Annotated in this window: 13 protein-coding genes; 8 read left to right on the forward strand and 5 right to left on the reverse strand. The window is 58.8% G+C overall.

The genetic code is table 11. The features are described 5' to 3' along the window. Nucleotides 1–5 precede the first annotated feature (5 nt). Nucleotides 6–599 carry a helix-turn-helix domain-containing protein gene (locus ACR0AA_RS02210; RefSeq protein WP_480755349.1) on the forward strand — a complete coding sequence of 198 codons (594 nt, stop codon included), beginning with the start codon at nt 6–8 and terminating at the stop codon, nt 597–599. 43 nt (nt 600–642) lie between these two features. Then, a complete protein-coding gene (locus ACR0AA_RS02215; RefSeq protein WP_480755350.1) occupies nt 643–1,818 on the forward strand; it encodes an MFS transporter in 1,176 nt (391 codons plus the stop codon). Nucleotides 1,819–1,823: 5 nt separating this feature from the next. Here ACR0AA_RS02215 and ACR0AA_RS02220 read toward each other — a convergent pair whose 3' ends face one another. Beyond that, nucleotides 1,824–2,303 carry a hypothetical protein gene (locus tag ACR0AA_RS02220; protein WP_480660486.1) on the reverse strand — a complete coding sequence of 160 codons (480 nt, stop codon included), beginning with the start codon at nt 2,301–2,303 and terminating at the stop codon, nt 1,824–1,826. 96 nt (nt 2,304–2,399) lie between these two features. Here ACR0AA_RS02220 and trkA point away from each other — a divergent pair, with 96 nt between their 5' ends. The 5 genes from trkA (at nt 2,400) to ACR0AA_RS02245 (ending at nt 7,253) form a co-directional block, all read left to right on the forward strand. Continuing rightward, nucleotides 2,400–3,776 (forward strand): Trk system potassium transporter TrkA, encoded by a 1,377-nt coding sequence (gene trkA, locus ACR0AA_RS02225; RefSeq protein WP_480660484.1) that lies wholly within the window; start codon nt 2,400–2,402, stop codon nt 3,774–3,776. Continuing rightward, complete coding sequence (locus ACR0AA_RS02230; protein WP_480755351.1) at nt 3,776–5,314, forward strand: TrkH family potassium uptake protein; 1,539 nt, start codon at nt 3,776–3,778, stop codon at nt 5,312–5,314. Before trkA ends, ACR0AA_RS02230 begins: the two co-directional genes overlap by 1 nt. A 126-nt stretch (nt 5,315–5,440) precedes the next feature. After that, nucleotides 5,441–5,680, forward strand: coding sequence for an RNA chaperone Hfq (gene hfq / locus ACR0AA_RS02235; RefSeq protein WP_010440340.1), 240 nt, complete (start codon nt 5,441–5,443; stop codon nt 5,678–5,680). Beyond that, a complete protein-coding gene (gene hflX, locus ACR0AA_RS02240; protein WP_480755352.1) occupies nt 5,680–6,951 on the forward strand; it encodes a GTPase HflX in 1,272 nt (423 codons plus the stop codon). The genes hfq and hflX overlap by 1 nt, the downstream gene beginning before the upstream one ends. Before the next feature lie 17 nt (nt 6,952–6,968). Next, the gene (locus tag ACR0AA_RS02245) at nt 6,969–7,253 is read left to right on the forward strand and encodes a putative quinol monooxygenase (protein WP_480660478.1); all 285 of its coding nucleotides are present in this window, start codon (nt 6,969–6,971) and stop codon (nt 7,251–7,253) included. A 12-nt stretch (nt 7,254–7,265) separates the two neighbouring features. On the opposite strand, the gene ACR0AA_RS02250 is transcribed toward ACR0AA_RS02245, so the two are convergent. From ACR0AA_RS02250 to hemB, 4 genes are all read right to left on the reverse strand, one after another. After that, nucleotides 7,266–7,661, reverse strand: a complete 396-nt coding sequence (locus ACR0AA_RS02250) for an SgcJ/EcaC family oxidoreductase (protein ID WP_480755353.1) — start codon at nt 7,659–7,661, stop codon at nt 7,266–7,268. A gap of 107 nt (nt 7,662–7,768) precedes the next feature. Beyond that, complete coding sequence (locus ACR0AA_RS02255; RefSeq protein WP_480755354.1) at nt 7,769–10,231, reverse strand: penicillin acylase family protein; 2,463 nt, start codon at nt 10,229–10,231, stop codon at nt 7,769–7,771. A gap of 175 nt (nt 10,232–10,406) precedes the next feature. Continuing rightward, the gene (locus ACR0AA_RS02260; protein WP_480660472.1) at nt 10,407–10,979 is read right to left on the reverse strand and encodes a lipid-binding SYLF domain-containing protein; all 573 of its coding nucleotides are present in this window, start codon (nt 10,977–10,979) and stop codon (nt 10,407–10,409) included. A gap of 142 nt (nt 10,980–11,121) precedes the next feature. After that, nucleotides 11,122–12,120: a porphobilinogen synthase gene (gene hemB, locus ACR0AA_RS02265; protein WP_480660470.1), complete on the reverse strand. Its 999-nt coding sequence runs from the start codon at nt 12,118–12,120 to the stop codon at nt 11,122–11,124. A 119-nt stretch (nt 12,121–12,239) separates the two neighbouring features. Between hemB and ACR0AA_RS02270 the strand changes: the two genes are divergently transcribed. Beyond that, complete coding sequence (locus tag ACR0AA_RS02270; protein ID WP_480660468.1) at nt 12,240–12,767, forward strand: component of SufBCD complex; 528 nt, start codon at nt 12,240–12,242, stop codon at nt 12,765–12,767. Nucleotides 12,768–12,784 lie beyond the last annotated feature (17 nt).

A 12,784-nucleotide genomic window follows, 5' to 3' on the forward strand; every position in this document is an offset into this window, starting at 1 on the left:
CATGAATGGCAAAGCCAGCAGTCACGCTTCATATGACCTCAGCCGGTGCGGGGTACCCCGCGTTTGGCCCGCGTCTCAAACGGATGCGCAGGTCGGTCGGGTACAAACAATCCGTGCTTGCCGAATTGTTGCGGGTTGACCAGACGACGATTTCCAGATGGGAGAACGGTGTTCAGATTCCAAAGCCGGCCATACAGGCTGCGGTTTTCTCGGCACTTGGTTCCACCAGACGAGATGACAGCGCACTCAAGCGGCTGGTGGCGAACTCGAACGAGTGCGTCCATCTGGTGGAAGAGGCCAGCCACAAGTGTCTGGCGTATTCGACCGGACGCGCAAAAGACTGGAAAACCAGCCAGAACTCACTGCTGGGCGTGTCTCTGTGGCAGTTTGCAACCGATGAAATCCGACAGGCAGAGGCGGAGTTGCAGGGTGAAGGCTGGTGGGATCTGCAGCACCCTGAACCCAAATCTTTCATAACTTCTGAGGCCCGGCATGATCAGATACGGATCAGCGCCGGTCAGATCATTTGGGAACGGCTGTATCTGTCTGATGGGACGCCGGTTCGGTTGGTCAGCGGGTCGCGGGACAGCCGCGCATAATTTATGCGTGTCCACAGATAAAGGCGGCCTGTAGAACGGCCTCATGACACAGCCTGTTCGCGTTTTCATTCAAGTTTTAATACTCTGGCTAGCCGGGTTGGGTGCCGCCACGCAGTTTGCCAAGATTGCGGTGCCCTTCGCCGATGTCGGGTTGCTCTATCCTGAATATGCGGGCTCTATCGGATGGATGTTGTCGATCATCAGCCTGATTGGCGCGGTGTTCGGGGCCGTGTCTGGTGCGGTCACGGGGCGGGTAGGCCCCGTCAGGCTATTGATTTTTGGCCTGTTACTTGGCGGCGCAATTTCGCTGTTCCAATCGACGATACCCGGCTTTTACGCGATGCTGACCAGCCGCGTGCTCGAAGGGGTGTCTCATCTCGCCATCGTCGTTGCGGCCCCGACGCTGATCGCACAGATCACTCATGGGAAAGCCCGAAATGCGGCGATGGTTCTGTGGAGCAGTTTCTTCGGAGTGGCCTTTGCCCTGAACGCGTGGATTGGCCTGCCTTTCGTGGATCAATTTGGCTTGCCCGGCTTTTTCGGATTGCATGGTGCACTGATGTTGGCGACCGCCGGGCTGATCATATTGATCCGGCTGCAAGTAGACATGGGGCAACCGGAAAGGATGCGATGGAGCCTGAAGTACTTTGCCGAGGTTCACCTGCAGACCTACCGCTCGGCCTTTGTGGCCGCACCGGCGCTGGGGTGGTTCTTTTACACACTGACCTTTGTGTCGCTGCTGGCGATCCTGCCCGGTCAGTTACCTGAGGCGACGAGGGCCTCGATTGCTGGCCTCATGCCACTCGCGGGTATCGTGCTGTCGTGGCTGGTTGTTCCGCAGCTGTTGAACATTGTGTCCAGTGTCGTTGTCATCAACCTCGGGTTCGGGTTGGGCATCCTCACGATTTCGGCGCTGTTTTTCGGCGCTTCGCTGCCAGTTGTTTGCATCGCTCTTTTCGCGGTATTGGGATTGGTTCAGGGCGGCAGTTTCGCGGCGGTTCCGCAGCTAAATGCTTCGGCCGAGGCGCAGGCGCTGAGCTATGGCGCTATGGCGCAGATGGGGAATGGTGGAAACCTGTTGGGCACGCCGCTCTTGCTTGCAATCCTGTTGCGCACGGATGAGGCCGCAATGCTGGCTGTGGTCATAGGTATCTACGGCACCGCAATTGCATTTCACCTGTGGTTTGCGTCACGGCGCAGGCAAGCCAGATCTGTCTGAATTTGTCATGTTTGGCCGGGTGTAATGATCTGGAACGATCCGTCGTCGAATTTCACGTAGCAGGACTCGGTTCCCAACGGCGGTAGTGTCGTTGTCCGCGAAGGCGGTACCTGTGATTTAACGTTCTGCTTGCAGGGCGGCAGGCTAATGGGACGGAACCCTTTTCTGGCCATGCATTGAGCCTCGACCTGTTTGCGCAGACCGGCATTGACGTCGACAGTGTAAACCTGTCCGGGTTGCCACCAACCGGGCGACCGATGGCACCTGCCTTGGCTGTCGCAATAGGTGCGACCGGGCCAATATGTGGGCGGGCTCTGCCGTATCTGATTGGCGATCGGTACGTCTTTAACCGCCTGAACCTGACATTGTGTGGTCTCGGACTGCGCGCGCGAAACGCTTTCACCCTCGCGGTAGTACAGCGAAAGGGGGCCGGTGCAGGCGGATAGGAACATCACGGGAACGAGCAGGCGAAGTACTGATTTCATGGGCTTATCTTGCCTCAGTCTCGCAGGTATGACAATTCAATTGACCGCTATGGGGGCATCTGTCATTCAAAGATTTCAGGCAGAAGGGCCAAAAACATGAAGGTCATCATTTGCGGCGCCGGTCAGGTCGGCTGGCAGATCGCACGTCACTTGTCGGGCGAGCTGAATGACGTGACGGTAGTGGATAACAATCCCGATCTGGTGCGCCGGGCGACGGAAACGCTGGATGTGCAGGGGATTGCCGGGTTCGCCAGCTATCCTGACGTGCTGGAACGCGCTGGTGCGCGGGACGCTGATATGATCATCGCGGCGACCCATTCGGATGAGGTGAACATGGTCACCTGTCAGATGGCGCATTCGGTCTTTTCCATCCAGCGCAAGATCGCGCGGTTGCGGGCGAAATCGTATCTGCAGGCCATCCACTCGGACCTGTTTCGCCGCGACCACCTGCCCATCGATGTGGTGATCAGCCCCGAGCGTGAGGTCGCGGCCGCTGCCATGCGGCGCCTGTCGGCGCCGTCCGCCTTTGATACCGAGATGTTCATGGACGGGCAGGCGCAATTGCTGGGCATCCGCATCGAAGAGGACTGTCCCATCGTGAACACGCCGTTGCGGCAGCTGACGGACCTGTTTTCGACCCTCAGCTCAATCGTTGTCGGCGTTCGGCGCGATGGCACGTTGTTTGCGCCTGAATCCGAAGATCAGCTGTTTGTTGGCGATGAATGCTACGTCTTTACCAATGTCAAAGACGTGGACCGCACGATGGAGGTGTTCGGAAAAGCTCAAAAGAAACAGGACCGCGTGGTGATCGTTGGCGGCGGCAATGTCGGGCTGGAAGTGGCCCGGACGTTGGAAGAGCGCGAAAGTCGCGTGCGCGCCAAGGTTATTGAGCGTGATCGCCAATGCGCCGAATTAGCCGCCGAAACACTCGAGAGGACGATTGTTCTGAACGGGGACGGCCTGGACGCGGCCTTGTTGCGCGAGGCCGGGATCGAACGCGCTGACGCGATGCTGGCCGTTACCGATGACGACCGTGCCAACATGTTGGCCGCAGTGCGGGCAAAGGCCGAAGGCTGCGCGCTGGCGATTGCCCTGATCAATGACCCCAGCATGGTGGCCCTGATGGGCCCGTTGGGGATCGACGCTTATATCAACCCGCGCGCGACTACGGTCAGTTCGATCCTTCGCCATATCCGCCACGGGCGGGTACGGCAGGTTTACTCCATCGGCGATGCCGAGGCCGAGGTGATCGAGGCGGAGGTTCTGTCGACTTCTCCCATGGCGGGGCAGAAGCTACGGGACATTGATTTCCCCGAAGGCGTTTTGGTGGGCGCGGTTAGAAAAGGCGATGAACTTTTGCGCCCGACAGGCAGCCTGCGGATTGATGAAAAGGATGTGGTGGCGATTTTCGCCATGGCCAAGGACGTGCCAGAGGTCGAACGCCTGATGCAGGTTTCAATCGATTTCTTCTGATGGCGCGCGCTCGGACACAACAGATCAGACTGGTGCAGCGGTTACCGCTGTTTCTGTTGATCTCGGGTATCGTTGCATTGTCTATGTGGGTGCCGGCGATTTATGCGCTGGCGCTGGACGATCACGGTACGTCCCGATCGTTTTTCTACTCGGGTTTGTTGGGGCTGTTCATTGTGAGCAGCATCGCGCTGGCCTCGTCCAGCCGGGTTCCGCGCCGAGGAACCTTGGGGCAACTGGCCGTGCTGCTGGCTTGTTTCACCGTTTTGCCCCTGTTTCTTGCGATTCCCTTGCATGATGCCCTAGGCAACACGACCTACCTAAACGCGTATTTCGATATGGTCAGCGCCGTGACCACCACCGGCGCGGATCTGTTCCCGGATCCGGATCGTCTGACTGCACCTCTTCACCTGTGGCGGGCGCTGGTCGGTTGGATGGGTGGCCTGCTGATGTGGATTGCAGCGGCCGCCATTCTCGCCCCTTTGTCGCTGGGTGGGTTCGAGATTACGGCCCGCGGTCAGCCCGGACGCCCTGTTTCAGGCGTTGCACAAAGCGAAGCGGTCGACCCGCGCGGTCGGCTGATCCGGGTAACGCGCACTCTGACGCCCGTCTATTCCGGGCTGACGGCCGTCATATGGATTCTGCTTCTGGTCGCAGGAGAAGAGGGGCTGACCGCCGTGTGCCATGCGATGTCGACGATGGCCACGTCCGGTATTTCGCCGGTTGGGGGTCTGGAAGGGGCACAGGCGGGTATCACGGGCGAGGCGATCCTGTTTCTTTTCCTGTTCTTTGCCTTATCCCGTCTGACGTTTTCCACCGACACGGCAACAACAGGTTACTCCCGGCTGGATAAGGACCCGGAGTTCCGGATCGGTCTGATGATTGTCGGTTTCGTCGCTGCTCTGTTGTTTGCGCGGGTCTGGGCGGGTGTCCTTGAAATTGGCAATCAGCTGGAGCCGCTTCAGGCGCTTGGCGTGATCTGGGGGATGATCTTTACGGCCTTGTCCTTCCTGACCACGGCCGGTTTCGAAAGCGCGAATTGGAATGATGCGCAACAGCTGTCCGGCTTGGGGACTCCAGGATTGATCCTGATGGGCCTCGCGCTGATCGGAGGAGGCGTGGCCACCACGGCGGGCGGGGTGAAGCTGCTGCGTGTCTTTGCTTTGTATCTGAATGGCGCGCGCGAGATTGACCGACTGATCTATCCGTCATCCGTCAGTGGCATTGGTGGCGGCAATCGGCGTATTCAAAGCGATGGGGCTTTTATTGCCTGGATCTTCCTGATGATGTTTGCCCTTACGGCGGCGTTGTTCAATCTGCTGCTGGCGGCTATGGGGTCGGGGTTTGAACAAGCCATGGTTCTTAGCGTCGCGGCGCTCAGTACCACGGGACCGTTGATCGAACTGGCCACGGATGTTCCCATTCGACTGGTTGATTTACCGTGGGGGGCAAAGCTTACCATGTGCGCGGCGATGGTGATCGGGCGGCTGGAAACATTGGCGATCATTGCGTTGATTACTCCAACCCTCTGGCGAGACTGAGAATCCTCACCTTTGCTGACGCCTTATTTTTCATCTGGAATATCGGTTAACGACACTCCATACTCGGCCAGAGGGAGCGCGTTGGTCCGCAGCGCGTAGCAAGAACAATGGCGAGATTATAAAAATATGGCTTCGGACAGACAGAATCTGCAGGACGCGTTCCTGAACAATGTACGGAAAGCAAAGGTCCCGGTCACAATATTCCTGATCAACGGCGTGAAATTGCAGGGTGTAATCACCTGGTTCGACAATTTCTGCGTATTGTTGCGCCGCGACGGACAGTCGCAGCTGGTCTACAAACATGCGATTTCGACGATCATGCCGTCGCAGCCGATCAGCCTGTATGAGGGCGAAGACGCCTCTTGATGGAACATGACAGGACGCGCACCCGGGCTTGGGTGCTGCATCCGGAAATCAAATCAGATGAACAGCGCCGTGTTCCCGAACCGGCGCTGGAAGAAGCGGTGGCGCTGGCTGCCGCTTTGCCCGATCTGGATGTGATCGGGTCCGAAATCGTGCGTCTTCAGCGCGCCCAGCCGGGTCTTTTGTTCGGCAGTGGCAAGATCGAAGAGCTTGGCGCGCGATTCAAGGAAAACGAAATCGAACTGGTGCTGATCGATGGACCAGTAACGCCGGTACAGCAGCGCAACCTCGAGAAGGCTTGGAAGGTCAAGATCCTTGACCGAACCGGCTTGATCCTCGAGATTTTCAGCGATCGCGCCCGCACCCGCGAAGGCGTGCTTCAGGTCGAGATGGCTGCGCTTAGCTATCAGCGCACCCGCCTGGTCCGGGCCTGGACTCACTTGGAACGTCAGCGCGGCGGCTTGGGTTTTGTAGGTGGTCCGGGTGAAACCCAGATCGAGGCCGACCGCCGCGCCATCGATGATCAATTGGTGCGCTTGCGCCGCCAGTTGCAGAAGGTAATCAAAACCCGAACGTTGCACCGCGCTGCACGGGCCAAGGTACCGTATCCGATTGTGGCGCTGGTGGGCTATACGAACGCCGGGAAGTCGACGCTGTTCAACCGCCTGACCGGGGCGGAAGTGATGGCCAAGGACATGTTGTTCGCCACGCTCGATCCGACCATGCGGCGGGTCGAACTGCCTGATGGGCCAGAGTTGATCCTGTCGGACACAGTGGGCTTTATTTCGAACTTGCCAACGGAACTGGTCGCGGCGTTCCGCGCCACGCTCGAAGAAGTTCTGGGCGCAGACATCGTCGTGCACGTTCGCGATATCAGCCACGAAGAAACCGACGAACAGGCGCAGGATGTTGAGGCGATCCTGACCTCGCTTGGTGTGGACGAGGAACGGCCACGCCTTGAGGTCTGGAACAAGATTGACCTGCTGAGCGAGGACGAACGCGAGGCCGCTTTTGCGCGGGCTGATCGCGATCCGTCGATCTTTGCCATTTCCGCGGTCACCGGCGAGGGGATCGAGCCGTTGCTGGCCGAGATCGCGGTCAAGCTGCAGGGCGTTCGGCACCAATCAGTACTGACGCTGGGATTTGCCGAAGGCGACAAACGCGCATGGTTGTTCCGTCAGGATGTCGTTCGATCCGAAGAACAGACGGAAACCGGGTTCGAAATCACCGTCTTGTGGACCGACAAGCAGGCGGCGCAGTTCAAGGCACTTTGATCGGACCGCGAGGCGCAATGTCAGAGGCACGGGTTTTCCTGAAAGGCCACATAGCGGTACCTGCCGATCGACTCGCGCAGGTACGCGCTGCATTGCCTGAACATATTGCCCTGACATGCGCTGAACCCGGTTGCCTTTCATTCGAAGTTGAGGAAGACGCGGCCGTCCCGGGCCGGTTCAACGTCCGAGAAGTCTTTGAAAGCCAAGCGGCTTTTGATGCGCACCAAAGTCGAACCAAAGCATCTGCCTGGTTCGAAGTGACCAAGGGTATCCCCCGCGACTACGCGATCACAACCGAATAACCAGAATGCAGATTACTGCCCGTCAATTTGGCGCTGATAATCATCTGCATCGAACCAGAAGAACGAAAACTGGACCTTGTTGTCGGCCGTTAGCTCCCATTCTTCCCAGCCACGGGTAACCACATGGTTGCCGGTCTTGGAATGGTGTCCTTCCAGTGTCCAGACAAAGATGGCGTGCGTTCCGGCCCACCGGAGCATGTCGCAACGGACTTCAAGGTCCGGGAAGTCGGCGTAAAAACCGCGAACCATTTCCGCTACGGCGGCCCGCCCGACGATCGGTTCGCCCCGGTTGATGGTGATCTGCCCATCGGGTGCAAAAAAACTGGCAACCGCTTCAGGGTCGCCCGAACTCCAGGCGATTGCGTAATCGCGCGCGAGATTGTTCATCATGTCCCGAATACTGGCCATCTGTACCCCCGGTTCCAAATAGTCGGCCAACGGATCGTAGGCGAAAACACCCGCGCGCGTCCACGGCGGGCAAGAAAAGGGGCAAAGTCCTGCCGAAACGATAGAATTCAGCGCGGGATCAGGTTTGTCACACCAACTGCTGCCGCACGGGCCAGGTCCAGGTCCAGCGACATCGGGATATACTCACCCCGCCGCCAAAGCTGCGCCTGATCGTCGTAGTAGCGCGACAGGAAGTGGCCGGACTGACCGGTTGCCGTGATGAAGACCGAGCTGTTGGGATCGGCAAAATCATATACGCCGCGATAACCGGCCCCGTGTACGTTTTGGAACGGGTCGGGACCTTCGCCCGATGTGCGTCCGCGTAGCAGGGTATTATCACCACCGCTGGTGGACTGGCGGATGTTGACGAAGAACCGCAGAACCGGAACCGATCCCAGAACCTGGTGATCATGTGTGGCCTGATGGGCGTCGCCCCAGCGCAGGGATTCCAAAGCGCCGCCGTATTTCTCGGTGATCCAGATCAGCGCGTCGTCCAGCGCCAGCCGCGCCATATCAGTGCAGGTCTCCACGGGTGCGCTCTGGCGGACGTCGCACCAGACGGATGCGCCATCGATGTCGCGGTACACACGCTCAATAAACAGCGGTTCGACGTGCTTGTATTCGGTGGCCAGAGGTCCCAACTCGTCCGAGATCAGCCGGTTCTGCAGCGCGCGCAGCCATGCGGCGTAGATCAGTGGCTCGGGGAGGTGTTCGTTCATTTCACCGTTCCACTCAGCCAGCAGGGACAGCGCGATCTGACGTTGGCGTTCCGGGGTGCCTTCGGGGGCCGATGCCTCGGTAAACCACAAGTCCGCGCCGATCAGTGGAAGCAACGAGCGCGCGGTAAAGCTGACGGTATCAAGCTGCGCCTCGATAAAGCTGTCGCGGGTGTGTACCTCACGCGATTGCATCAGACGTTCCCACCGATTGATGCGCTGGGTGTCGCCCCATTCGTACGAGACATGTTCCGGGAAGGGCCGGTCGATGATCTTGTTGTTTGTGTTGCCCAGAATGCCACCTGCGGGGGCAACAAATTCGGGGTTGTCCGCATAAGGTAAGCGTCCTTGCCAGAGGTTTTCCGCCAACCAACCCGGTGTAGGGATGCGACCGCGGCTTTGGTTGCGGATGTCACGCTTGGGCATCGCGCCGATCAGCTTCATGCCGATGGTGTCCTTGTCGACCAGCGACAGGTTTTGCGAGGGCGCAATGAATTGTTCAGCCACATCAATGGCTTCGCGCACGTTGTCCGAATTCATCAGTGCCATCGACGCCGTCATGGATGTGTCACGGGGGCTGAGCGCTGTCCACGACAGGGACGTGACGTGGCCGGGTGGGGTGATCGTTTCCAGATCATAGTGACTGCCGGGTAGGACAGGCCCGTTTTCGGTCCAACGCAGGGTCAGGGTGATGGGCGCCTCATCCTTGATTTCGATGATCGACGGGCGGGAGCGGAATTGTTTATAACCGTCGGGTGACAGGTATTCTTCAGGGTTTTCCGGGTTCAACTGCTCGATATGGACATCCTGATCGTCCAGATAAGAGGAGGTCAGCCCCCAGCCCAGCCGGTCACTACGGCCTGTCATGACTGCCGGAATGCCGGGAATGGTCGCTCCGATGACCCCGCCTTTGGCCAGCTCCAGACGAGCCAGATACCAAACGCCGGGTGCAGTCAGGCCAAGATGCGGATCATTGGCCAGCAACGTGCCGCCAATTGCCGAGCGTGAAGGGGCGGCGGACCACGCGTTAGATGCCCCGGCCAGACCGCGCTTGGGAAATGGCGACAGGGGAGAGACGGGCATCGGGGTGCCTTCGGCATAGCGGGGCAGGCCGGGAAACAGCGCCGCGTATTCCGGCAATGCTGCGATCCCCGGACCGGGTACATCCGGCAGGATATCGGCCAACCGTTCGGGATCGTTCAGCATCAGGGACGTGCGGGCGCGCAACACCTCGTCTTTCAGATGGCCAGACAGCTGAAGGCTCATCAGTTTGATGACCGCAATGCTGTCGCCGGGTTGCCATGGCGAAACCGGCGCGTTGAACAGGAACATCTCGGGCGCACCGCGTCCCAACGCGTTTTCGTTGATCTCATCCAGACGCGCATTGACGCCCGCAGAATAGGCCCGCAGCGCGGCCTTGGTGTAGTCGTCCTGCACCTCGACCGAGCGATGGGCGAGGCCATAAAGGTCAAAACGGCGCAGCAGTTTGTCGATGGCGACGGTGCGCTTGCCGAAAACCTCAGAGAGGCGACCCTGTGCCGTGCGACGCATTACGGTCATCTGCCACAGGCGGTCCTGCGCGTGGGCGTAACCAAGGCCAAAGAACACGTCGGGGTCGTTTTCGGCCAGAATGTGGGGGACATTGGCAGTGTCGCGCACGATTTCGACAGGTGCGCTCAGACCGTTGACTTCGACGTCCTGGTCATAGTCCGGCAAGGACTGGCTGGCGAGGAAATAGACAAGGCTCACAGCCGCCACAGCCAACAGGATCAGACCCGTTGCAATCCGAACCAGCCAGCGAAAGACAAGACCCATGAACGCCCCACGTTTTCGTACGAAAATTATGTGCTGAACACTACTTGAAGGTCCTGCGGACCGAAAGAGGAACGCCGCGCGAACGTCGAGTTATCATGTTCAAATGAAAAGCCCTGCCACAATTTCCAAGACTGTGGCAGGGCTTACCGGAGGGGGGGGGCGTGGTATCCGAGTATCAGGGAATGATGCGTGTGTACTTGGTGCCTTCGACGGTGGCACCGAATTTAAGACCGGCTTGCCCGAAAACGGCGGCCAGTACGGGTTTGCGCAATTGGTTGGTGTCGGTTGAGATTGACTCGCCGGTGGCGTCGACGACATAGCCGATATCCGCCCCCGCGGTCCAACCGCTGGAGCGGCGGAAGTCATCCAATGCGTCCTGCGTCATGAAGAACAGAACATGTGCATATTGCTGCGCGCCGATCTGCAGGCCTGCGCTGCCGGACACGGCCGAGTAGTAGTCGACCGTTGCGCCATTGATGCGCAGCGCACCCTGGCCATAGGCACCGCCAAAGATGAACCCGGCCTCGGTGATCAGCGGCATCACCAGCATGCCGTCAGATTTGTTGGCGATCTCGACGGTGTTTGGGTATTTTGTGAACATTTCGTTCAAAGTCACGTTCACGCGGGCATCAATCTGGGCCGCGTTCGAACTTCCTACGCCGTTGCCGCAGGCTGCGGTCACTGTCAGTCCGGCCATGCCAAGCGCAAAGCCACGACGGTTCAGTCGGGGAGAGTTGGAACTGCTCATGTTTTTTTCTCTGTATTAACTGCCTGAAGTGTCGGGTGTTCCCGATCTTGTGTGCAAGAATACGCCGATTGCGCCCGTGTGTCACGGGAAAGCTGGTCCGCCAGCTTTCACAATCGGCGAAAAATTGCGACCGTCCCGTGTTTTAGCCCTGAAGGATGCGTGCGACCTGAGGTGCAAAATAGGTCAGGATGCCGTCACATCCGGCACGCTTGAAGGCCAGCAAACTTTCCAGCATGACCTTCTCTCCATCGATCCATCCGTTCTGGGCTGCGGCCTGAATCATCGCGTATTCGCCGGACACCTGGTAGGCATAGGTGGGCGCTCCGAACGTGTCCTTCACGCGGCGGCAGATATCCAGATAAGGCATGCCCGGCTTGATCATCACCATGTCCGCGCCTTCGGTCAGATCCCGTTCGATCAGGCGCAGGGCCTCGTTCGAATTGGCCGGGTCCATCTGATAGGTTTTTTTGTCCCCGGTCAGCGCGCCCGACGCGCCCACCGCATCGCGGAAGGGGCCATAGAAGGCGCTGGCATATTTGGCCGCGTAGCTCAGGATCATGACGTTTGTATGCCCGGCCGTCTCAAGAGCGCTGCGCATGGCACCGATGCGACCGTCCATCATGTCCGACGGACCGATAATGTCGGCACCGGCTTCGGCTTGCGCCAGTGTCATTTTGACGAGGGCGTCGACCGTCTGGTCGTTCACGATCTCGCCGTCCACAACATACCCGTCATGGCCGTTGATGTTGTACGGATCCAGCGCGACATCCGTCATAATTGCGATATCAGGTGCTGCTGTCTTGATTGCCCGAATGGCGCGGTTCGACAGGTTGTCAGGGTTCCAAGCCTCGGCGCAATCTTCAGTTTTCAAAGTCGGGTCGGTGTATGGAAAAATGCAGATCGCGGGGATACCCAGCGCCTGTGCCTCGACCGCTGCCTTCGCGATCAGGTCAACCGAGCGGCGCACCACACCGGGCATTGAGGGAACGGGTTCTTCGATACCCTCACCGTCGCGCACAAAAACCGGCCAGATCAGGTCGTCCGTGGTCAGGGTGTTTTCGCGCACCAGCCCTCGGATCGCGTCGGATTGGCGCGCTCTGCGAAATCGGGCCAGAGGATAGGGGGCGATGGTCGGTTTCATGTCGCGCTCTCCTTGAATATTTGCGCATTGGGTGGCATGAATTCCCGGTGGTCTCAAGGGTAACAATGGACGCGCCTGTGCGAAGAAGGCCCCAAGGACAGTGAACAAAGGGCTGACGCGTGGATTTGCAATCTTCGATCTTCGAACTCATCGACATGCGCAGCTTTTCGAATCTGTGGTATTGGATCGTGCTGGCGGTGCTTTGGTCGACAGCCAGCCATTGGGCGATGGGGGTTCCGTATGATCTGGTCGTGCGCGCACGTCGGGTTGGCGGACAGTCCGAACAGGACCTGCTGGATATCGTACGGATAAACCGTAACCGGTTGCTTTACATCGTGGATGTGTCCGGGCTGGTCATCCTTGCGCTGAGCTGCTTCATATTCACCGGGCTCGCGACGCTTGGGTTCTACTACGGTGTCGAATTTGCGCAGGCGGTGTTTTTACTGCTTTTCCCCGTGTGCATCGTTACGCTTATCAATATACGTGCCGCGCGTAAGCTGCAGCAGAGCAACCAGAGGTTGGAGTTTGTGACGAAGACGCTCACCCGGTGCCGCATATACACGCAGATTATTGGCATGATCTCAATTTTGATTACGTCACTTTGGGGTATGTATCAGAACGTCTCAATCGGCGTTCTCGGGGGATAAAAATCGGAAAGGCAAGG

The organism is Ruegeria sp. CE8 (assembly GCF_056537465.1).

Bases quoted from the DNA above. Each gene is read 5' to 3' on its own strand.
- ACR0AA_RS02220 (WP_480660486.1), bottom strand. From the start codon at position 2,303: ATGAAATCAGTACTTCGCCTGCTCGTTCCCGTGATGTTCCTATCCGCC.
- ACR0AA_RS02250 (WP_480755353.1), bottom strand. From the start codon at position 7,661: ATGGCCAGTATTCGGGACATGATGAACAATCTCGCGCGCGATTACGCA.
- ACR0AA_RS02210 (WP_480755349.1), top strand. From the start codon at position 6: ATGGCAAAGCCAGCAGTCACGCTTCATATGACCTCAGCCGGTGCGGGG.
- hfq (WP_010440340.1), top strand. From the start codon at position 5,441: ATGGCTTCGGACAGACAGAATCTGCAGGACGCGTTCCTGAACAATGTA.
- trkA (WP_480660484.1), top strand. From the start codon at position 2,400: ATGAAGGTCATCATTTGCGGCGCCGGTCAGGTCGGCTGGCAGATCGCA.
- ACR0AA_RS02260 (WP_480660472.1), bottom strand. From the start codon at position 10,979: ATGAGCAGTTCCAACTCTCCCCGACTGAACCGTCGTGGCTTTGCGCTT.
- ACR0AA_RS02230 (WP_480755351.1), top strand. From the start codon at position 3,776: ATGGCGCGCGCTCGGACACAACAGATCAGACTGGTGCAGCGGTTACCG.
- hemB (WP_480660470.1), bottom strand. From the start codon at position 12,120: ATGAAACCGACCATCGCCCCCTATCCTCTGGCCCGATTTCGCAGAGCG.
- ACR0AA_RS02215 (WP_480755350.1), top strand. From the start codon at position 643: ATGACACAGCCTGTTCGCGTTTTCATTCAAGTTTTAATACTCTGGCTA.
- ACR0AA_RS02255 (WP_480755354.1), bottom strand. From the start codon at position 10,231: ATGGGTCTTGTCTTTCGCTGGCTGGTTCGGATTGCAACGGGTCTGATC.
- ACR0AA_RS02245 (WP_480660478.1), top strand. From the start codon at position 6,969: ATGTCAGAGGCACGGGTTTTCCTGAAAGGCCACATAGCGGTACCTGCC.
- hflX (WP_480755352.1), top strand. From the start codon at position 5,680: ATGGAACATGACAGGACGCGCACCCGGGCTTGGGTGCTGCATCCGGAA.